We start from the raw sequence: 22,454 nt of genomic DNA, 5'->3' as shown, positions 1-22,454 counted from the left end.
TTACTAGAATTTTTTTAAAAATTTAAAATTATTATTGCAAGGATATGCATGGATGATATAACATGAAGTCACGAAATGTTACAAGGTTTTACGTTGTTTTGTTACGTAACATTAACGTAACGAAACAGCGACGTTTGAGCAGGCGGCGGGGGGCTGATTAGAACATGAACAAAGCAGTAACGGTTTACCCCATGATTTTAGAAGATATCCTAAACAACCCGGGCATTGGTTTTATAGCAGCACCGGGGTTAATGGGGGAGCCGGATCGGATCTGCGACAACCGAGGGGAAGCGCACAAGAAATATAAGTTCACGGAAGACAGCAGAACGTACAATCATCCCGACAGTAAAGTGTATTTCTGCAGCGCGCGCTGGCGGGACTTGGAAGTTACCCAGGGGGAGTACAGGTGGGAAGTTCTTGAGGAAAAGCTGGACTACGCCAAATCGCTAGGCTGTACGGCCGTGGTTCGCTGTTCCCCATACGCGTTAAGCGAAGAAGATGATATACCCGCTTGGTATCGTGCGGAACATCCGGAGGAACCCGACTTTCCGTTCTGGAGAGTAGACCCTGAGACCACACCCTATGTGTTGTATTGGTCTGACTTTATCAAGGCGTTTGCCGCACGGTTTGACGGACACCCGGTCATAAGCTCGGTTGATTTGACGATTGTAGGGGCCTGGGGAGAAGGCGGCGGAACGGAGTTTTTAAAGCCGGAGACCATCAAGCGCATTACAGATGCTTACCTGGATGGGTTTAAAATAACCCCTCTCCAAGCTCTGCTGCATGATCCCCTGTCGATCAGCATCATGAAGGAGCGCAAAGCCAAAGTGGGCTTTCGCGTCGATTGCTTGGGTGATATGGGCGGCTTTCATGGAAAACAGTGGTCTCATATGACGGATTTCTATCCCCAGAATATTCAGAATTTCAACATGGGCGATGCTTGGGAGAAGGCTCCGATTCTATTTGAAGCATGCTGGCACATGAATGATTGGTATCTTCAGGGCTGGGATATCGATTATATCATTCAAGAAACGCTGAAGTGGCATATTTCTTCCTTTAACAACAAAGGAACGGTAGTCCCTGAACCGTGGAAAGAGAAGATTAAGGCTTGGCTGAACAAGATGGGATACCGTTTTGAATTGAGGAAATTCACGTACGATTCGATGGTAAATGCGGGTGGTCAGCTAACAATCAATGCGTTGTGGGCTAATGTAGGAGTGGCCCCGATCTATAATCACTATCCGCTGGTCGTGAGGCTTACCGGCCATGATCAAACCTATACGCTGCGGAGCAAGGAGGATATTAGGGAGTGGCTGCCGGACGAAGATATGATTTGGGAAGAAAGTTTCGGTTTACCCGGTAATATGTCCGAAGGTGAATATCGCTTGGAGATTGGCATCGAAACCGGGGTTAAGGAAATCGGGAATATCCAGCTGGCGATCGAAGGGAACAAGGACGGCTATTACCCGATGGGCAAGCTAATCGTTGAACGGGGGAGAAAAGGAAATGGAGAGTCTGTTGAATTTTAAAGAGTGTATCGCAATCTGCAACTTTGATTACCTGCCAGAAGGATTGGAAGCTAAATATAATCGCCATAAACCGGACAGTAAGCCCCATCTTATCCCGCGGGAGTTCTTATCTGGAATCTTTGAGCAGTATCAAATTCCTGAACCTACCCGCCAATGGCTGGTTCATGGGGTTGAGGCGATAGAAAAGGACGCCGTATTATTTCACTTTACCCAATTTTTAGTGCAGGATATGTGCACTTTGCGCAATCGCTGTGATGAGACTCATTATACGAATATGACACCGGGATGCATGGAGCAATACGGAGAATTATACTCCTTTCTTTTGCTGCTGGCCTGCGTTGTTCCTTCCATGAACATGCTGGAGGCGCGTTCTGTACCTAAAGCCTACTACGAGCAGATCCCTCAACAGCCCCTGAAGCTTCAATTGGAAAAATTGGTACAGAGCGGCGATGCCAAGGTACATGATTTTCCATGGGTGATGAATTTTTATACCTGCTCCATCTTTCTGTTAGACCGGTTTTATTTTATACCCTATCGATTTGAGGATCCTTTCACCATGTTCCGTCACGTGAACACGCAGGAGGTGATTGCCCTTCGGCACGCAGGCGAAGAATTTCGCGGTGATGGGCAACGGAACGGCATCAATGATGTGTATGATCTTCAAGGAAACTTCACCTCAGAATGGCACGAGAATGCCGAGTTTGTCATCGCTAATCGGATAAATCCCATGGGATTCGTTGAAAGAGAAACGACGCCCATCCTTAAGAAGGAATGGGAACCGGTACTTCAAAAAGGGGATACGCTGTTAGCCCTTCACATTCCATCCGGCCCCGGGTACACACCGGACAGGTTGAAGAGTTCCATGGAGATGGCTGCTGCATTCTATGACCGATATTTTCCTGAGCTATCCATCAAAGGCTTTTGGAGCTCAAGCTGGCTGTATGATACAAGGCTGTCGCTTATCCTGGACGCTGAAAAAAGCAATATCGTCCTCGTTCAACGACAATTCTATAATTATCCGACCATGGAAGGGGACGGCATGCTGCGTTTTGAAGCCTTTGGGGACTGGAAGGCAGATCCGGTCCGAAGCCCGGGCGAATATACAACCTCACTGCAAAAAGCAGCAGCGGCGTATATGAAAACGGGAGCCCGCTTTAACACATTAAGCATGATTGTATTGAGGGAAGATATCGATAAGATTGGCAGCCGGCCGTATATAACCGATGCAGATATCGAGCAATTCCATAAAACCGTTGACAGCCATTTGCAAAGGAGAGAAGAGGATGGGGAAATACTCGCTCGAAAACTACGAGAAGTATAAAACCGTAAAAATCCGACCGCAACCCTTAGCGAATAGCGAGCATGATGCAAGCCAGGGACCATTCGAATACGTCTCCTTTTCCTGGAGAGCGCTTGAGCCGCATCGAGGAGAATACAGGCTTGAAGCGATCCATGAAGCACTGCGTACGGCTCAAAACCCCATTCTTGTCCTGATACCGGAATTGCCGATCTGGGTTCAGGATTACGCACCTGATTGTTTTGCCGCTTTGATCCGAAAAGTCGGGAGCTATATCGACTCTGCCAGGCGCTTAACAGCCGTTTTGATATCAACCTTAGCTGATAGTAAGGAAGAATGGAACGCTTATATAGAATCGTTTGAGACGCAGACGCTGCTAGCTGATCTACAGAATGATAGATTGATTCAACATTTAAGAGAACACAGTCGTGGATTTGGCCTGCTGGTGAAGTGCAGTGAGGCGAATTGGATCGAATGCTGTGAGGCTTTTGCCAAACACAAGCTGCAGAACGTTTGGAAGCGCTACCAGGTGGTCCTTCATGTGACCGATGACGTTTGCGGTCCTCATACCAGACGCGAGGCATATCGCTGGCACGCCGGCCTCTCCAATCTGAATATAGGGCTTGGATATCATCTAACTTTACGCGGACTGACTTATCCGGAAACGGTATATAGCCGTGGGAGCTTACCGCTGCGATTCTGGTTTGTCAACGCGGGCAGTTCAAGAATTTATCGGGAATTTCAGTTACGGGTGCAGTTAAATCAGGCGGAGGTTTCCTATGAATATCCCCTGCACGCCGCCACGCATTCCTGGTTAACCGGGGATCTTGTCCATAACGAGATGATCCCCTTGAAGGATATGTTACCGGGAACATATACGCTGAGTATAGCACTCTATTTCGAAGACCGGTCGTATATTCCCCTACATATACAGAATCCGCAACAGGATGGGTATTATGAGGCAGGCACAATACAAGTCGAAATATCCGATGAGGACCCGCTGAAGGATATTTGGGACACTTATTATCCGGAAGGATATTATCCCTTGGAAGATCCTGTGGTTCCAGAACAGGAGTAGATCGTTTAGGACAAATACGAGTTTGCTGGAGGTTATGGATTTGAAGTTAGCATTAATCGGCGCAGGACAAAGAGGCATGATCTACGCAAGGCATGCATACCAAAGCGAGGAAATTGTTGCGGTCGTTGAACCGAATGACAGCAGAAGAAAGGCGGCAGCGGATGAGTTTCAGATTCCTCTGGAGAAACAATTTAAATCCGTAGATGAATTTTATCGACTCGGTAAAATTTGCGATGCCGTCATTGTTTCTTCAATGGACCGGGACCATTATAACCAAACCATGGAGGCACTTGATCTGGGCTATGATATTTTGTTGGAAAAGCCCATTTCGCCAAGTCCTGAAGAAAGTTTGAGAATACAACGAAAAGCCAATGAAACAGGCCGGAAAGTGATTGTGTGTCATGTGCTCCGCTACACCCATTTTTTTGCAGAGATTAAGAAAATTATTGATAGTCATGAGCTCGGTAAAGTGATCACCATTCAGCATAACGAGAATGTCGGCAATTTCCATATGGCACACTCCTTTGTAAGAGGCAATTGGAGAAGAAGCGACTTGGCCAGTCCGATCATCATGCAGAAGTCCTGCCATGACATGGATATTCTAGCCTGGCTGGTGGACAGTCAAGCGAAGCGGATCTCTTCCTATGGCAACCTGACTTATTTTAAAGAGGAGAATGCACCGGCTGGAAGCGCTGAACGATGCTTGGACTGCAAGGCAGCTGAGGATTGCCGATTCGATGCAAGAAAGGCCTATATGCCCGTTAGAGGACAATGGCCGGCTACAGCCATTTCGGTGGATCAATCCGAAGCGGGACTTATGAAGGCATTGGAAACAAGTCCTTATGGACGCTGCGTTTATCGGATGGACAATGATGTGTGTGATCATCAGGTGACCATTATCGAGTTTAAGAACGGGGTTACGGCAACGTTTAACTTGAGCGGATTTACAAATAAAATGTACCGCACGCTCAAAATCATGTGCGAGCATGGGGAAATCCGCGGGGATGACAGCTTGAATGTCATTGAAGTCACAAGGTTTAACTCCAATATGGCTGAAGCCAGTCAGCAAACGGTCATTCGGCCGGCAGCCATGAGCGGCGGACATAATGGCGGCGACACAGGTCTTATGATCGACTTCTTGGATAATGTGGAGAACGCTGACTTCAGCAGCAGATCCTCCATCGACATGTCCGTCGAAAGTCATATTATGGCGTATGCAGCAGAAGAGGCCAGAATGACCGGAACCGTGATTGATCTGGATCAACTTAAGGAGAGGCTGCAGCAGAGCATGTTAGTTTAATCGTTTAATCACAATGCAAAGGTCGTGATGGAATGGGTTCAGTGGTTAAGGGGTTTCTAGAGGAAATAAAGAAAAACAGAATACTGTATCTGATGTGCGTGCCTGCTCTGATTGTGCTGATGATGTTCTCCTACATCCCTTTTGCAGGAATATGGATGGCCTTTACCGATTTTAATGTGGTTGATGGTATCTTCGGCAGTAAATTTGTGGGTTTGGACAATTTCAAATACTTTTTCTCGGAAAACAGCATGGGATGGAAGGTTACCTATAACACGCTGTACATCAACTTTTTTGGTCTCATCTTAGGCATTATCATTCCTGTCAGCATTGCCATTCTGATCAACGAAATCCGGCATAAAACCTACAAAAAAGTCGCTCAGAGCATGATGTTTTTTCCCTATTTCATCTCGTGGGTCGTCGTGGGGGCGATTCTGTATGGGATCTTCTCTACAGATGTTGGGGTTGCCAATCATATTCTGGAGTTCTTCGGAGCAGAGCCGATAAGGTGGTACTCGGAGCCGAAGTATTGGAAATGGATTATCATTCTGTCAAGCGTCTGGAAATGGAGCGGGTACAGTTCCATTATCTATATGGCGGCGATGTCCAATTTTGATGGAAGTTTATACGAAGCGGCTAAGGTGGATGGCGCCAACAAATTGCAGCGGATTTTTTACTTGACCGTGCCCATGCTGAAACCAACAATCATTGTCTTGAGCTTGCTGAGCGTCGGCAGGATCTTCTACGGGGACTTTGGCATGATTTACGGTATTGTGGGCAACAACCCGGTCTTGGCTGAAGAGGTAACGGTCATCGATACTTATGTTTATCAGTCGATGCGTACGCTGGGCTTTTCCTACTCTACGGCAATTGGGTTATTTCAGTCCTTGATGGGGTTGATCCTGATTACGGCTGCAAACCAATCGGCTAAGAAAATAAATGACGGAGAGGGTCTATTTTGATGAGACAAAAGAATAGATTGCTTGGCGATCAATTGGTGATAGCCTGTGCCTATGGATTCATTGGCTTATTTGCACTCGTGTGTCTGTATCCCCTTGTTCTAACCTTAAGTGTATCCTTTTCTTCGGAACAGGCGGTTGCGAGAAACGGCTATTCGATCTTTCCCTTGAGCCCAAGCCTGGATACCTATAAATATATCTTTGTTAATAGTGGGATGAAAATACTGAAATCCTACGGTGTGACCCTGTTTGTAACCACCGTGGGGACGATAGGGGCCCTGCTGATTACCAGCATGATTGCATTCTCCCTATCCATCAAAAAGCTGAAATACCGCAACGTACTCGCCTTTATCAGCAATTTTACGATTATCTTCTCGGCCGGTCTGATTCCGTGGTATATGGTCAGCGTCAACTTTTATGGACTGAAGAACAGCATTCTGGCCCTGATCCTGCCTTCTATATTCAGCGTATGGAATATGTTTCTGATGCGCACGTATTTTGCAAGCATCGCTCCATCTTTATATGAAGCCGCCGAGATGGACGGCGCCAATTATTTTACGATCTATGTGAAAATAGCCCTTCCGTTAAGCAAGACTGCGCTGTTGACGGTTGGTTTAATGTATGCGCTTCAATATTGGAATGATTGGTGGCATGCTCTGATTTTTATTAATGATCGCGATTTATTTCCGCTCCAATATTTCCTCTACAACATCCTGTCAAACGTCAACGCGATAAGCTCCGGACGAATTCCATCAGGGGCATCAGGTAACATCACACTGCCTGCGGAGACCGTGAAGATGGCCATTACGGTCATTACGATTGGCCCGATCATTTTCCTCTACCCTTACATACAAAAATACTTCGTGCACGGGATTATGGCTGGTGCCGTCAAAGAATAGACACCTGCGTGGTTACTGGCCGATACCGGCTTTTAACATAGATTAACCATTTTATTAGGGAGGGTCTTTCATGAAAGCAAGGACAATGCTGATCTTGTTGGTCTTATTGATGGCGTCCGTTTCGGTTATGGCAGGATGCAGCGACAAAAAAGAGGGGGCAGCCAAGCTCGAAACCGTCACGATTTTGTATCCGGGAGAGCGAAGCGATCGCATGAGCGAATTTCTGAACAATGAGTTTGCCGAGAAAATGGCCGCCGATCTGGGTTTGAAGGTCGAAGTTGTGTTTGTGCCATGGGCGCAGTACTGGGAACAAAAAGATATTATGCTGGCCGCCAACGAACCGATCGATTTATATTGGGACGGTCTCCCGGATCTTTCTACCATCGTCAACAAGAAACAAGCCATGGTATTGGATGATTTAATCGAGAAATATGGTCAGGATATGTTAAAAGTCCTGCCGATGGAACAGCTTCAGGGTGCAACGATCGATGGGAAGATTCATGGCATTCCATCCGCATATGCACCGTCCTCCGCCATGTACCAGCTGGTGGCCGTTCGCCAGGATATCCTCGAAGCGGTGGGGATGACGGACTTGAAGACAGCTGACGATTTAAAGGAATTCGCAACCAGGGCGAAAGAGAAATTCCCTGAAATGAAGGGGCCCGCCGATATTGTCTTTAAACCGTTGACCCGATATTTTAGCGATGAACAATATAACTGGATCGCCGTAGAGGATTTGGTCGTATTCGGGGAAGACAGCAAAAAAGCATACAGCTACTATGAAACGGAAGCGTTCCAGAAAGTAGCGAAGTTTAACCGCAGCATGTATGATGCCGGGTTATATACTGAGGATTTGACCATTAAATACAACGAGAGAGACTCCCGTATGCAGACAGGCTTATATTTATGGGTTGAAGGATCTTTAGGCAAGGAAATGGAAATTGCCGATACCATCAAAGCCAATGCACCGGATGCCGAGGTTAAAACGTACCTGTTAGCCGAGGATAAACCGCGTTATGTGACTGCCGCAGGCGGAGAGGTGCTGGGTATACCTGTGAATGCTCCTAATCCAGAAGGAGCCATGAAATTCGTGAACTGGATTTATAAATCCCAGGAAAATTATCTGTTTGCTCTCTATGGCGTCGAAGGCAAGGATTACGAGATCGTGGATGGAAGAATCAATAAGCTCACCGCTAGCGAATTCTTCTATGAGTGGATGTTTAGAAACCAAAATTATCAATTGTTCGGGCCGAATGTGGCCCAAGAGTCCATCGATAAGTATAAGAGCTGGGATGAACAGGCTATACGATCCGACTCGTTGGGCTTCCGATTTAACAATGAGAAGGTCAAGTTAATCGAGACGGCTCTGAAAGAAATTGCGGGCAAGGATTTAGCCGCTATACGTTCCGGTTTCATCGATTTTGAGACAGAGTATCCCAAAGCCATCGAGAAGCTGAAGGCCGCGGGCATTGATGACTATGTCGCTGAGATCCAGCGTCAGTTGGATGAGTTTCTGGCGGGGAAATAAATGCGTATCTAAATAAGGATGGAAACAAACTGAGGATCGACATACAGTCCGTGAAAGAAGAACGTCTGAAAGGGATTATGACACTTTGAAAAGAAGCAACCCCCCAGTCTTGGACAAGACCGGGGGGTTTTGGCATTGGATGCCATCTCGATCAATAAACCTTCATTGACAATAAGTTCCATTCTTGTGTACACTCTTTTTATTCCGACTGTTCAGTATAAATAAAAATAAAAGATACAGGTGAAGAAATCATGCCCAAATTAGGAATGGAACAAAAACGCAGGGCAGACGTCATTAATGCTACGTTAACCTGCATCAGCATGTATGGGATTGACGGCATGACCCTGGATAAGGTGGCTGATCATGCGAACTGCTCGAAGGGAGTTGTCACTTATTATTTTAAGAATAAGGATCAATTGACGATCGAAGCTTTCAAGTCGTTCTTGGCGTACTATGGACTGAAGATCGAATCAGGCATTGAACATACCATGACATCGGGGGAAATGATGGATCTTGCCCTGAAGTTTATGCTTCCCCCGCTCACCGATGACAAGGATCAAACGATTAATGTGTCGCAGCTGGATGGGGTCGAGAAGATGTATATCCCGCATGCAGATCAAGGCAAGCTCTTTGTGCAGTTTTTCTCAAAAGCCATGCTGGATCGCAATCTGCAGGAAGTGGTATCGAAGAGTTACGAGGCTGATCTCCAAGGCATCACCAAGATCATGGATTACGGTAATCGGACGGGACAGATGTCCGTTGAGGATTCTCACAGCGCTGCCTATGGGCTGATGGCGATGGTTATAGGTCTGAGTTTTTTTCGAGTTGCTAACGTTCCGCCGGCCAACGGCGGCGACAACCGGTACATATGTGAGGATTATGTAAGAAGACTTACCAAAACAGGAGGGAACTATGAATATCGAGAAGGTTGAAACAGATGGAGGAACGATAGCGGTTGTAAGCAGCAATGAAATATTAATAGAGGATGTTCAGTCCGCATTGGATCTTATGGCAACCGTGCAATATGAAACGGGCAGCCATCGTATCGTAATGAATCAGTCGGTATTCAGTGAAGCCTTCTTCGATTTGAAGACGCGCCTTGCAGGCGAAATTCTTCAGAAATATATCAATTATCACGTAAAGGTTGCGATTATCGGAAATTTTTCTGTGTATCCAAGCCAAAGCCTGCAAGATTTCATATATGAATGCAATAAGGGGAACGACTTCTTTTTCTTGCCGAGTGAACAACAAGGAATTGAACGTTTAAGCAGGTTGAACTAAGAGACGAAAGCGGGAGGAAGATGGTAGTCAGTGCCTGGGTTTAATCCAAAAGAATATCCGATGGTAGCCATTCCAGCAGGCGAAATTCAATTAAGGGACGACCGTATCAAATCTTCGTGGGCGGTTGAAGTGAATGCTTTTCAGCTTGCACCGATTCCTGTTACGAAGGCGTTATATTTCTCACTTATGTCACAGTCGGCAGGATTCACTGACGTCATGCAAGCCCCGGTCGTCGATGTATCATGGAATGATGCGATTCACTTCTGTAATATGCTATCTCGGCACTCAGGTCTCGACGAGTGTTATTCTGCCACGGAAGATGGTGAGCGAGTGGTGTGCAACTGGGAGGCGGATGGCTACCGCCTGCCGACGGAAGCGGAATGGCAATACGCGTGTAGGGCCGGGAGTGATGGCTATCGTTACGGCGAGCTTGATGACATCGCTTGGTATGAAGGGAATTCCGGCGGCGCCCTGCATGAGGTAGGCAAAAAGCGGCCGAATGCCTGGGGGCTTTACGATATGCTCGGAAATGTGTGGGAATGGTGCTGGGATATATACGATCCGGACGTATACGGCTCATACAGAGTATTCCGCGGCGGAAGCTGGGCAGAAGAGGCTAGGGGGTGCGGGGCGACATGCCGCCGCCGAAGTCACCCGACGTTTCGGATTGAGGATCTCGGGTTTCGTCTGGCCAGATCCATTTTACGATAATGCTGATCCTTCGGGATCAGCTTTTTTTTGATCGTGCAGCACCTAACGAATTTCCAATAAACGCATCGAAACGCCGTCAATTTTCTTCAGAAGGTAATAGATGCTAGGCCATCAATACTTCACTTTATAACTAGATATGTCACATAAACTAACGCGGTAAATATATCTAAATTGCGTATAGACAAGGCTGGAAGACATCAGTAAGATTGGGTTTAACTTTTCGGGGGAGGTGTGGGGAGCTAAAGGGAGTCAAGGTTTGGATTGCCGTAATGTTGATCAAAAACCAGGAAATTCAAGGGATGAGGGGGATAAGAAAAATGCCACATGGACCAACATTCAATAATCCGATTGTGGAGCAAGCAGCCGATCCTTGGGTATGGAAGCATACGGACGGCTATTACTATTTTATGTCGACGAGACGTGGATATCTGGAGCTGACCCAATCCGCGACCTTGACAGGCCTTGCGGAGGGCCGGAAGAAAACGATCTGGACTCCGGAAGCCGGCGGACGCTATAGTTATAACCTGTGGGCGCCGGAAATTCATCACCTGGACAACAAATGGTACATTTATTTCACGGCAAATGATGGGGGAGGCGATGAGACGCGCCAAATATGCGTGCTGGAGAACGGGGAGCTTGATCCGATGGAAGGCGAGTGGACATGGAAGGGCGCGCTGCCGACTCCTGTCCCCGGCTTGGATGGCACGGTCATGACCTTAGGGAATCAACATTATTTCCTGTATGCCGGATATGGTCATTTCCCGGATTATGGGTCCGCTCTATACATCATGCGCATGACAAACCCTTGGACATTGACGGGAGATCATGTATTACTTACCGCCCCGACTCTGTCCTGGGAAAAACAAGGCGGAATGGCCATTAACGAAGGTCCCGTTGTCCTTCAGCGAAACGGCCGCATCTTCCTGGTGTACTCGGCTAGCACCACCTGGTCTGAGGATTATGCGCTGGGAATGCTCACGATGGATGAAACCGCAGATCCGATGGACCCGCTTTCCTGGACTAAATCCATGGAGCCTGTATTTTGCAAAAGCGTGGAAAACGGGGTGTACGCCACCGGCCATAACAGTTTCACGCAATCACCGGATGGCAAGGAGGACTGGATCGTCTATCATGCGCTTCCAGCGCCTGGAGCAGATACGGCCTTGCGATCGACCCGCATCCAGAAGTTCGACTGGAAGCCGGATGGAACCCCGGACTTCGGTGTCCCTGCCAGTGATTCGCAGGCCATACCGATACCGTCCGGAGAATAATGTATGCGGATTCATAACACATCATCAAGTAGGTATTCCGAGAGGAAGGATGATGACGGCAAAGGAGTGGCAAATGCCGCACTGATGAAGTGAACATTTATAGGATTTTATATAAACCCCCATTCATTACAGATTTTCTGTAATGAATGGGGGTTTATTACGAATGAGGGTGAAACGTGAAGGAACCGTAAATCCATAGCGGAAATCGTGTTTTTAAACGCGTATTCCTTTTGTCGTAAGGGCTATGAGTTTTATTGAGTGTTTCCGATATCCTAAATCATAAGCACGGATTTTCAAAAACAACTCATTTTAGTTACAAAATTCGTGTATGAAAGCGTTGACAGAATAAATGTATATGCTTATACTTCGGTTAAAGATACAGGATAATTGTATTAAATGATGTGTAGGGGTTGGAAATGCCGTCAATTATCATGTGAAAGGGGATCCATTGGAATGGCCAAGAGAAAGAGCAGTATTTCAGACAGGGGGTGCTTAGACACCACGAAGATTACAGAAGGATAGATAGCAAGCCTTAAACTGGCGTCCCAGAAAAAAACTACGGAATATAGATCCTCTGGGGCGCTAATGCTGGGGCTGTCCGCAATTATTCATATCATGGGAGGTTAAGCATGAACAGAACGATGAAGCGTTTTTTCACTCTGTTATTCATATCCATATTGATCATATCGACGGTAACCGCTTGCAGCGGTAAAGCAAAGAATGAGCCCGATAGCACCGTAACCCAGGAGGAGGGCGTCTCCAAAGAGAAGAATGAGGTGACCTTTGAAGATATTAGCGGGGACATACGCGGCAACAAAGCACCAACGCAGGAACAAATCGACGAGGTCAACGGCACGCTGAATGATACATACCTTGGAGACGTTTTCGAAGAAGTCATTCCTAGCGATTATTCTGCTTATCCCGTCAAAGGCGATGTGGTGCTGGATGTATGGATGCCTGCCAACTCCAACATCCCGGATATGAATAATCACTTGGTTCAGAAACAGGTGGAGAAGCTCACCGGCATCAAAGTGAACTTCATTACGCCGCCGGTCGGGCAGGAAGCGGATGCTTTCACCCTGATGATCTCTTCCGGTGAGCTGCCGGACATCATTATTGACCCGGGCCGTTATCCGGGAGGCTTCGAAGCAGGGGTCAACGATGGCGCTTACCTCGATCTGACCGACCTGATGGAAAAGCACGCTCCGAATTATTCGGCATGGCGCAACTCGGACGAAATGAAAAGAAAAACGACCGTGACCGACGATGGCAGGCTGCTGGGCTTCTACGGCATCGCCCCGTATTCCGAATGGACCTGGTTCGGCACCCTGATCAAGCAGGAAGCGCTGGATAAGACGGGACTTCCAGTCCCGACGACGATAGACGAATGGTACGAATTCTTGAAAAAAAGCAAGGAAGTCGGATATAAAGCGCCGCTGAATTACGGCTCGACATACGGTCAAATTTTTACCGGCATTATTAATGGTGCATATGGCGTCTGGGACTGGACCTTCCTGGATGAGAACGGCAAGGTCGCATGGGGTCCTGCGCAGCCGAAAGCCAAGGAATATCTGGCGACCATGCAGCAGTGGAACAAGGAAGGCCTGCTGAATCGAGACTGGGCTACCGCCGATTTCAATCAACGGATGGCCAGCGCGATTTCCGAAGATACGGCCGTGATGATGGACTCCCCGGATACGATGTGGAGCTATTGGAAAGTGCAGAACGACATTGATTTCGTCGGAGCACTGAATCCTGTACTCAATAAAGGGGACAAATCCGCGACCACCTATAAAAACTTCAAAAGATCGGGTACCAGTGCAGCCATCACTACCCAGAGCAAAAATGTGGAAGCCGCAATGGCGTGGCTGGATTTCAACTATTCCAAAAAAGGCTGGGAGATCATCAACTTCGGGGAGTACGGCACCGTGCACTTGGTGGATGAGCAAGGAATGCCTTATTATCCTGAAAACAGTTATATGTACAATGATCCGGACGGTCAGCCTGTAGACGTCACGCTTTGGAAATATCGCTGGCATAGCTGGCCGAATATCCGCGACGAGCACCATGCCAACCCGTTGATCTCGGCGAAAGGAAGCTATTCCGGAGATATCCGCAAGTACTGGACGGAAAACATGGATACCAGCATGGCGATGCCGCCGATCACGTTTACGAAAGAAGAAGCCTCGCGCGAAGCCGAGCTTGGAAACCAGTTGTCCACGCTGCGCGGAGAATATTTTGCGAAGATCATCATGGGCGAATTGCCGGTCGATGCTTACGATAAATTTTTGAAGGAAGCGCAAAGCATGGGGCTGGACGAATTCTTGAGTCTCCATCAGGCAGCCTTGGATCGGTATAACCAACGATAGTTTTCATAATAAGAACAGGTGGTTGATTCATGGAGATATTACGGAAAAACAGGGAAATAGACCATGTTCGGACGCCCTCGGAGCCCAAGAATACCAAGCGGTTGATTCAAAAGGATCTGAAAAAGAATTGGTTCGTCTATCTGATGGCCCTTCCCGTCGTGGCGTGGTTCATTATCTTCTGCTACGGTCCGATGTGGGGCGTCATGATCGCATTCAAGGATTTCAAGCCTTTGCTGGGCTTCGCGGATAGCGATTGGGTGGGTTTCAAGCATTTTATCGATTTTTTCTCCGGACCCTATTTTTGGAGAGTGGTCAAGAATACGCTCCTGCTGAATGTGTGGGGCATCGTGTTTGGATTTACGGCACCGATCATCTTGGCATTGCTGCTGAACGAAGTTCGCTCTTCCAAGTTTAAGCGGACCGTTCAAACCATTACGTATATGCCGCATTTTATATCACTGGTGGTTGTGTGCGGGATCATTCACATCTTCACGGCCAATGAGGGGGTCGTTACACAGCTGCTTTCGTTCATAACGGGAAAAGATTACTCATCCCTTCTCGGTTATTCCAATTTGTTTCGACCGATTTATACCTTTTCCGGAATCTGGCAGAGCATCGGATGGGACAGCATCATTTACCTGGCTGCGATGAGCTCCATCGATCCTTCCTTATATGAAGCGGCCGATATCGACGGGGTCGGCAGGGTGAAAAAAATGTGGTACATTACGCTGCCTCAGATCAGTCCGGTCATCATCATCCTGTTTATCTTTGCGATCGGCGGATTGATGGCTTCCGGCTACGAAAAAATTATCCTGCTCTATAATCCTTTGATCTACGATACGGCTGATGTGATCGCTTCCTATGTTTACCGCAGGGGCTTGAGGGAAGCGAGCCTGAGTTATTCCACAGCCGTCGGATTAATAAGCTCCATCGTGAACTTCGGGCTGTTATGGATGACAAATACCATCGTGAAGCGCAGATCTGAATCCAGCTTATGGTAAGAGAGAGGGAAGGCTATGGAGGATATCAAGCAACTCAAAGTGAAACGAAGAAGGAAGCATAAAAGCATAGGAGACCGCGTTTTCGACTTTACCAACTACACGCTTTTGACGGCATTGACCTTGGTTTGTTTTTATCCCATCTTGCATATCTTCTTTGCTTCCGTCAGCGATCCCAGCGCCTTGATGGCTCATAAAGGGGTATTGTTAAAGCCGCTGGGATTCACGCTCGACGGTTACAAGCTGGTGTTTAAAGACAACAGCCTGCTGAAGGGGTACATGAATACGATCATTTATGTGGGACTGGGTACCTTGGTCAATATGGTCATGACGATATTGGGTGCATACGTATTGTCCAGACGGGATTTATATTTTAAAAATTTCATCATGATTCTGATTACAATCACGATGTTCTTTGGCGGAGGGTTGATTCCCTGGTTCCTGTTAATGAAGGACATCGGCTTGTACAACAATCTGTGGGCGATGATTCTGCCGACCGCTTTAAGCACATGGAACATTATCATATTAAGAACCGGATTCCAATCGATTCCGAGAGAGCTGGAAGAAGCGGCATTGATTGACGGAGCAAGCCAGGCCAATATTCTGATCACGGTGATCCTGCCGCTGTCGAAAGCCACGCTGGCCGTTATTTTCCTGTACTATCTGGTAGGCAATTGGAACTCCTGGTTTAACGCGATGGTCCTGCTGAAGGATAGGGAATTGTTCCCGTTACAGCTGTTAATGAAGGAAATCCTGGTCGCCAATGATTCGACAGCCACCACGATCGGCAGCGCGGGCGGGGTTGTCATCAACAGCGCCCAGAGCTCGACCGCGTTCCGGGAGCTGGTTAAATATTGTGCAATCGTGGTTTCGACCGTGCCTATATTGCTGGTGTATCCTTTCCTGCAAAAGTATTTCGTGAAAGGTGTTTATGTGGGTTCGATCAAAGGCTAGACGTTCAAACGAGCAGATAGAGAGATTGAATAATTAGGAGTGAGTTGAATCATGTTGACAGAAGTAAGCAAGACACAAACGGTTCGGGGCGAATATCCGAGACCCCAGTTTCAGCGCAAAGAGTGGTTAACCCTCAATGGCGAATGGGATTTCAGTTTTGATGATGAAACCATCGGCGAGGATGAAGGGTGGTATCGGGCGGAAGCGACGGCTTCCTTTACACGGAAGATCAACGTTCCCTTTACGTTCCAAAGCAAGCTGAGCGGCATTGAAGATCCTTCTTTTCATGATGTGATTTGGTATCGCAGAACGTTTGAAATCCCGCAGAACTGGAACGGGAAACGGATCGTGCTTCATTTCGGTGCCGTGGATTATATGGCCAAAGTGTGGGTGAACGGGCACTTGGTGGTCATGCATGAAGGAGGGCATACGCCGTTTCAAGCGGACATTACGGCCGTGCTCACGGAAGGAAGCAACACGGTTGTGCTGCGGGCGGAGGATTTCAGCCGCGACGTCACCTTGCCGCGGGGCAAGCAGTACTGGCTTGAGCATTCGGCAAGCATTTTCTATACTCGTACGACCGGCATCTGGCAGAGTGTGTGGATAGAGCCGGTGTCCCCGGTACATCTGAGCAAAACGATGATGACGCCCGACATTGACCGCAACGAAATTCGTATCCGGACATTCCTTGACGGCTATAAATCTACAGAGGATCTTAAGCTGCAGATCACCATAGTGTATAAGGGGGAATTGGTTGCCGAGGATCAATATACGATCCGAAATGCGGAGCAGCAGCGGACCATCGGTCTGAGCGATTTTACGGATCATGGTCTTGGCCGGCTGTGGAGTCCCGAGTTCCCGAACTTGTATACCATCGAGTTCCGTCTCATTCAGGGCGAGGAGATTGTCGATCAAGTATCCAGCTATTTCGGGATGCGGAAGGTATCGGTCGAGAACGGCAAGCTGTGCCTGAATAACCGCCCGTATTTCCAAAGGCTGGTGCTGGATCAGGGGTATTTCCCTGAGGGCATTCTGACGGCTCCGTCAGACGAGGCTTTGAAGCGCGATGTGGAGCTGGCGAAGGAAATGGGATTCAATGGCGTGAGAAAGCATCAGAAGACGGAGGACCCAAGGTTCCTGTACTGGTGCGACCAGCTCGGCTTGCTGTTATGGAGCGAGGCGGCCAACGCCTATGAATATTCCGAGTCGTATGTTCGCCGCTTCACGGCGGAATGGCAGGAGATCATCGAGCGGGACTATAACCATCCCTGCATAATCACCTGGGTTCCGCTTAATGAGAGCTGGGGCGTTCCCAATGTCCAGATGGATAAGCGTCAGCAGCAGCATGGGCTTGCGATGTATCATTTAACGAAGTCTTTGGACGATAGCCGACCGGTTGTTTATAACGATGGTTGGGAGCATATGACCACGGACCTGGTTACTATTCATGACTACGAGAGCCGCCAGGAAGTGCTGGAGGAGCGTTATGCGACAGCCGCGTCCGCCGTGGAGGCCATGCCGGCGAACCGGAGAATATTCGTCGGCGGTGCTTCCTATGAAGGCCAACCCCTTCTGGTATCGGAGTTTGGCGGGATTGCCTTTAAGCAGAGCGATTGGGAAGGCTGGGGGTATTCCGGCGCCGAGAACGAGGAGGATTTTCTGATCCGGCTCAAGGCCGTAGTGGACCCGATGTTTTCATCCCCGGTGATCCAGGGATATTGCTATACGCAGCTGACGGATGTTGAGCAGGAAATCAATGGTTTGCTGACGTATGACCGTAAGCCGAAGGCGCCGCTTGAAACCATTCGCAACATCATGATGGGTAAATAGGAGGTGGAGATATGAAAGGGACGAATGCCTACGAAGGTGTATACCATAACGAGCGAGCAGTTTATCTGAGAGCCGGGGGTTATGAGGCCATCATGCTTCCGGATATCGGTGGGAATTTGATATCGTTCCGGGACCTTGATAAGGGCTACCGGTTTCTGCATGAGCCGACGCCGGAAGAAATGCCGGGATTCAAAGCAAGGCCGATGATTCACGGCATTCCGGTGTTGTTTCCACCTAACCGGTATAAGGACGGTAACTTCCGGTGGAATGGCAAAATCCATCATCTGCCGGTCAATGAAGAGGCAACCGGTCATCATCTGCATGGATTTCTGTACAACATTCCATGGGAGATTGATGATTACGGGCATTCTGGTCAGGAAGCTTATGTGACCGTGTCTGTCCGTGTGGATGAACAGCATCCGGTATTCCAAAGCTTCCCGTTCCGGTTCCATATTCAGCTTCGGTATGGTTTAAGCCAGCAGGGGTTATCCCAGCGGGTAACGATCACTAATACAGGCCAAGAAGTCATGCCGTGTTTGCTGGCGTTCCATACATCTGTTAACGCGCCATTTACCGAGGGAGGCGATGCCCGGGATTACCGTGTAAAGCTGACCTTCGGGAAGCGATGGGAGCTGGATGGGCGAATGCTGCCCACCGGATCCTATCAGGAGCTGTCCGCTAACGAGCAGGCCATGCAAGGAGCAGGCGTTTATCCCTTCTTCGAAAGTATGGACAATCATTACACCGCCGCAGCCCAAAACGGAAGAAACCGGATGGAGCTTACCGATGGGGCGCAGAAGCTGACGCTGGTTTATGACGTAGGCACCTCTTACAAGCAATGGATGATCTGGAACAACGAAGCGACCGAGGGTTTCTTTTGCCCTGAACCGCAGATCAATCTGGTCAATGCGCCCAATATGGACATGGATGCCGAAGAAATCGGGTGTTTCAGTCTTGAGCCAAGTGAAATCTGGGAAGAGACGAGCAGACTGTACGTGAAGGAAAGCCGAGGCTAAAGCCACAGGTGACAGCCGGGTAAAAGATAAATACAGACAATGAATCATAAAAAAGGAGTTAAACATGACAGAATTAACACTGCCGCGTCCGGAGTACCCCCGCCCACAATGGGTAAGACCCGAATGGATTAATCTGAACGGTTCCTGGCAATTCGAAATCGATCATGGGAAAAGCGGGAAGGAGCGCGGATTCTATGAGCCGGGACATGATCTGTCCGGAACGATTACCGTTCCTTTCTGCCCCGAAAGCAAGCTGTCCGGCGTTGTATATAAGGATTTCATGGCAGCCGTATGGTATAAAAGGGAGTTTACCGTGCCCGAAGAATGGAAAGGCAGCATCCTGCTTCACTTCGGGGCTGTGGATTACGAGACGGAAGTATGGGTAAACGGTGTATCCGTAGGATCGCATCGCGGGGGATATACGCCTTTTAGCTTTGATATTACGTCGCATGTGATACCAGGCGACAACGTGATTACCGTCTGTGCGGAGGATGACGTTCGTTCCGGACGCCAGCCGCGCGGGAAACAAAGCGGCCGCTTCCACTCGCATGGCTGCGATTACACACGTACGACGGGGATTTGGCAGACGGTATGGCTGGAGCGAGTGCCGGAGGCCTATTTATCCGACATGAAAATAGTGGGTGATCCCGATAATGCCTGCGCGCACCTGGAAGTAAAGATCAGCGGAAATGCTGCGGGACATCAACTGAGCGCCTCCGCTCTGTATGAGGGAAAACCTGTAGGGAACGCCAGTGCCGTCGTATCCGGGCCGTCCGTCAAACTTACCATTCCATTATCTGAGGTTCACTTGTGGGAGGTGGGTCAGGCCAGGCTGTACGATCTGGAATTAACCCTGCAAGGACGGGATCAGGTGAGCGACATCGTCCAATCCTATTTCGGGCTCAGAACCGTCATGCTGGACGGAATGGCCTTCCGCATCAACGGCAAATCCGTGTTTCAGCGCCTTGTGCTGGATCAAGGTTTCTATCCGGATGGGGTCTACACCGCGCCAAGCGATGAGGATCTTCGCAAAGACATCGAAATTTCGATGGGACTCGGCTTTAACGGCGCAAGGCTTCACGAGAAGATGTTTGAACCGCGCTTTCTGTATTGGGCGGATCGGTTAGGGTATCTGGTGTGGGGAGAGCATGCGAATTGGGGATTGGACATTACCACGGCGGAGGGGCTGTCACATTTTCTGCCGGAATGGCTCGAAGGCATGGAACGCGATTTCAATCATCCTGCCCTCATCGGCTGGTGTCCTTTCAACGAGACATGGGACCGCGACGGCACCAAGCAAAATAACGAAGTGCTGCGCATTGTGTACGAGGTATCGAAAAAGATGGACCCGACGCGTCCCGTGATTGATACGAGCGGTAACTTCCATGTCGTGACGGATATTTTCGATATCCATGATTATGACCAGAACCCGGAGACGTTCAAGGAACGATATGAGCCGATGAAGAACGGTGGAGAGGTGTACAATAGCTTCCCGGATCGGCAGCAGTATGAAGGCCAGCCTTATTTCATCAGCGAATATGGCGGCATTTGGTGGAATCCGGACCAGAAAGACGAGAAGTCTTGGGGTTACGGCGACAGGCCGACGTCCGAAGAAGCGTTTCTTGAGCGTTATGCGGACTTAACGAACGTGCTGCTGGATCATCCCATGATGTTCGGGTTCTGTTATACCCAGCTGTACGATGTGGAACAGGAAGTGAACGGCCTGTACACCTATGACAGACGTTCGAAATTCGATCCCGAAGCGATTCGCCGCATTAACGCCCGTAAAGCCGCGATCGAGGATTAAGTGCCCGCTAAGACCGGTGTCTTGAAGTAGGCTTGTTACATGTTTGGTGTATGAATGCATATTATCCGAAAGGAACGTGACGAAAGGATGAAGGTGAACTACCGGAACAAATTATTGCTCACGATATGCGCATTTCTTATTCTTCCTATGGGCCAGGCGACACATGCGGCTACGCTTCAAAACAACTTCTACAACGTGGTCATGCAGGAGGGAGCGGATCCATGGGTGTATAAACACACCGACGGCTTTTACTACTTCACGAAAACGACCGGCGGAAACGTGACGATATGGAAGTCCGCACAGCTTACCACGATCGATGCAGCTCCGACGACGGTCGTGGAAACGGGCTGCTGCGGGATCTGGGCTCCCGAATTGCATTATATCAACGGGGCTTGGTATATCTACTACGCCAAGGACGATGGAGATAACGTCAATCACCGCATGTATGTCATGGAGAACACATCGGCGGATCCGATGCAGGGAACCTGGCAGTATAGGGGACAGATTACGGACCCCACCAACAAATGGGCGATTGACGGCACGGTGCTGCAAACGGGCGGTCAGCTGTATTTTATCTGGTCCGGCTGGGAAGGGAACACCAATGTGCGGCAGAATCTGTACATCGCCCGCATGAGCAATCCTTGGACGATCGATTCGAACCGCGTCGAAATCGCTAGGCCTACGTATAGTTGGGAAACGAATCATTCCCCGCATGTAAACGAAGGTCCCCAGGTGATTGTGCGAAACGGCGTCATCAGCCTGGTGTACTCGGCAAGCGGAAGCTGGACCAATGACTATTGCCTGGGTCTCATAACAGCCAGCACAACCAGCGATCTGCTGAATCCGGCATCATGGAGCAAACGCAGCCAGCCTATATTCAAGTCCGGTAACGGTCTGTACGGACCGGGTCATCATTCGTTTACCAAGTCACCCGACGGTACGGAGGACTGGATGCTTTATCATGTCGCCAAATACAATAATGCCGGATGGAACCGCGAGGTTCGAATGCAGAAATTCACGTGGCATGCCGACAACACGCCCAATCTCGGCGTCCCGGTGAAACCGAATGTTCCGATAACCTTGCCTTCCGGGGAAGCGGCACACATCCGTTACGAAGGTGAGGAAGGAACATTCGGCGGTATCGCCTATGCATCTCAAAGCCCTAACGGCTCGGGTGGCATGAAGGCCGGGCATATCGATACGCCGGAGAGCTATGTGGAATTCAAGGTACATGCCGCGTCCGCAGGCGAATACATTCTGCTCGCCCGCACGGCGAACGGAACAGCCGGGGGGAATTGGTCCCATCTCATGCTCAGCGTAAATGCCGGTACGGCAAACAAGTTTCACATCACGAATAAAGGATGGGAGAACTGGGGGCTGTCCACGGCGAGGGTTCAGTTGAAGGCCGGTGTGAATACGATACGTTTTTCAAAAGGCGAGGGGTACGGAGAAATCGACTTTTTCGACATGAAGCCGGCGAATTAGGACACAGCGGATGGCATAGCGGGCCGATAAATAAAGAGTTGTTAGCTTGATCATGGATGGCTTCCGGTTCTCCCGGAGGCCATTTCTGGCTATGAAAGTCATGGTTTTCTACGTCCGGCTATACGATGCCCTATGGCAAGAGGCA

At 48.9% G+C, this 22,454-nt stretch carries 18 protein-coding genes; all 18 read left to right on the top strand.

The genetic code is table 11. From position 1 onward, the window contains the following. Positions 1 to 164: 164 nt before the first annotated feature. The 18 genes from ABEW73_RS02965 (at position 165) to ABEW73_RS02880 (ending at position 22,309) form a co-directional block, all read left to right on the top strand. Complete coding sequence (locus tag ABEW73_RS02965) at positions 165 to 1,529, top strand: DUF4832 domain-containing protein (protein WP_430172140.1); 1,365 nt, start codon at positions 165 to 167, stop codon at positions 1,527 to 1,529. Continuing rightward, complete coding sequence (locus tag ABEW73_RS02960; protein ID WP_430172138.1) at positions 1,507 to 2,850, top strand: acyltransferase domain-containing protein; 1,344 nt, start codon at positions 1,507 to 1,509, stop codon at positions 2,848 to 2,850. Before ABEW73_RS02965 ends, ABEW73_RS02960 begins: the two co-directional genes overlap by 23 nt. Continuing rightward, complete coding sequence (locus ABEW73_RS02955) at positions 2,813 to 3,904, top strand: DUF4832 domain-containing protein (protein WP_430172136.1); 1,092 nt, start codon at positions 2,813 to 2,815, stop codon at positions 3,902 to 3,904. The genes ABEW73_RS02960 and ABEW73_RS02955 overlap by 38 nt, the downstream gene beginning before the upstream one ends. A 40-nt stretch (positions 3,905 to 3,944) precedes the next feature. After that, entirely contained in the window at positions 3,945 to 5,204 is a 1,260-nt protein-coding gene (locus tag ABEW73_RS02950; RefSeq protein ID WP_430172134.1) for a Gfo/Idh/MocA family protein, read from the top strand. A 32-nt stretch (positions 5,205 to 5,236) separates the two neighbouring features. After that, positions 5,237 to 6,163 (top strand): ABC transporter permease, encoded by a 927-nt coding sequence (locus ABEW73_RS02945; RefSeq protein ID WP_430172132.1) that lies wholly within the window; start codon positions 5,237 to 5,239, stop codon positions 6,161 to 6,163. Beyond that, complete coding sequence (locus ABEW73_RS02940) at positions 6,163 to 7,059, top strand: carbohydrate ABC transporter permease (RefSeq protein WP_430172130.1); 897 nt, start codon at positions 6,163 to 6,165, stop codon at positions 7,057 to 7,059. The genes ABEW73_RS02945 and ABEW73_RS02940 overlap by 1 nt, the downstream gene beginning before the upstream one ends. 70 nt (positions 7,060 to 7,129) lie before the next feature. Next, a complete protein-coding gene (locus tag ABEW73_RS02935; protein WP_430172128.1) occupies positions 7,130 to 8,587 on the top strand; it encodes an ABC transporter substrate-binding protein in 1,458 nt (485 codons plus the stop codon). Positions 8,588 to 8,838: 251 nt separating this feature from the next. After that, a complete protein-coding gene (locus ABEW73_RS02930) occupies positions 8,839 to 9,519 on the top strand; it encodes a TetR/AcrR family transcriptional regulator (RefSeq protein WP_430172126.1) in 681 nt (226 codons plus the stop codon). Continuing rightward, positions 9,500 to 9,868 (top strand): DUF4180 domain-containing protein, encoded by a 369-nt coding sequence (locus ABEW73_RS02925; protein ID WP_430172123.1) that lies wholly within the window; start codon positions 9,500 to 9,502, stop codon positions 9,866 to 9,868. The genes ABEW73_RS02930 and ABEW73_RS02925 overlap by 20 nt, the downstream gene beginning before the upstream one ends. 60 nt (positions 9,869 to 9,928) lie before the next feature. After that, a complete protein-coding gene (locus tag ABEW73_RS02920) occupies positions 9,929 to 10,579 on the top strand; it encodes a formylglycine-generating enzyme family protein (protein WP_430172246.1) in 651 nt (216 codons plus the stop codon). A 317-nt stretch (positions 10,580 to 10,896) separates the two neighbouring features. After that, the gene (locus ABEW73_RS02915) at positions 10,897 to 11,850 is read left to right on the top strand and encodes a glycoside hydrolase family 43 protein (protein WP_430172121.1); all 954 of its coding nucleotides are present in this window, start codon (positions 10,897 to 10,899) and stop codon (positions 11,848 to 11,850) included. A 629-nt stretch (positions 11,851 to 12,479) separates the two neighbouring features. Beyond that, a complete protein-coding gene (locus ABEW73_RS02910; protein WP_430172119.1) occupies positions 12,480 to 14,219 on the top strand; it encodes an extracellular solute-binding protein in 1,740 nt (579 codons plus the stop codon). 29 nt (positions 14,220 to 14,248) lie between these two features. Further along, complete coding sequence (locus ABEW73_RS02905; RefSeq protein WP_430172117.1) at positions 14,249 to 15,220, top strand: ABC transporter permease; 972 nt, start codon at positions 14,249 to 14,251, stop codon at positions 15,218 to 15,220. Positions 15,221 to 15,235: 15 nt separating this feature from the next. Beyond that, entirely contained in the window at positions 15,236 to 16,171 is a 936-nt protein-coding gene (locus tag ABEW73_RS02900; RefSeq protein ID WP_076324223.1) for a carbohydrate ABC transporter permease, read from the top strand. 51 nt (positions 16,172 to 16,222) lie between these two features. Beyond that, the gene (locus ABEW73_RS02895; protein ID WP_430172115.1) at positions 16,223 to 18,001 is read left to right on the top strand and encodes a glycoside hydrolase family 2 protein; all 1,779 of its coding nucleotides are present in this window, start codon (positions 16,223 to 16,225) and stop codon (positions 17,999 to 18,001) included. A gap of 11 nt (positions 18,002 to 18,012) precedes the next feature. Further along, positions 18,013 to 19,017, top strand: coding sequence for an aldose 1-epimerase (locus ABEW73_RS02890; protein WP_430172113.1), 1,005 nt, complete (start codon positions 18,013 to 18,015; stop codon positions 19,015 to 19,017). Positions 19,018 to 19,081: 64 nt separating this feature from the next. Continuing rightward, positions 19,082 to 20,824, top strand: coding sequence for a glycoside hydrolase family 2 protein (locus tag ABEW73_RS02885; RefSeq protein ID WP_430172111.1), 1,743 nt, complete (start codon positions 19,082 to 19,084; stop codon positions 20,822 to 20,824). Positions 20,825 to 20,911: 87 nt separating this feature from the next. Then, complete coding sequence (locus ABEW73_RS02880) at positions 20,912 to 22,309, top strand: family 43 glycosylhydrolase (RefSeq protein WP_430172243.1); 1,398 nt, start codon at positions 20,912 to 20,914, stop codon at positions 22,307 to 22,309. Positions 22,310 to 22,454 lie beyond the last annotated feature (145 nt).

Origin of the sequence: Paenibacillus lautus (genome assembly GCF_050482385.1) — a bacterium.
In the GTDB taxonomy this organism is placed as follows: domain Bacteria; phylum Bacillota; class Bacilli; order Paenibacillales; family Paenibacillaceae; genus Paenibacillus_AQ; species Paenibacillus_AQ lautus_B.
Note: the sequence above shows the minus strand (reverse complement) of the source record. Positions and strands in the feature narration are given on the sequence as shown.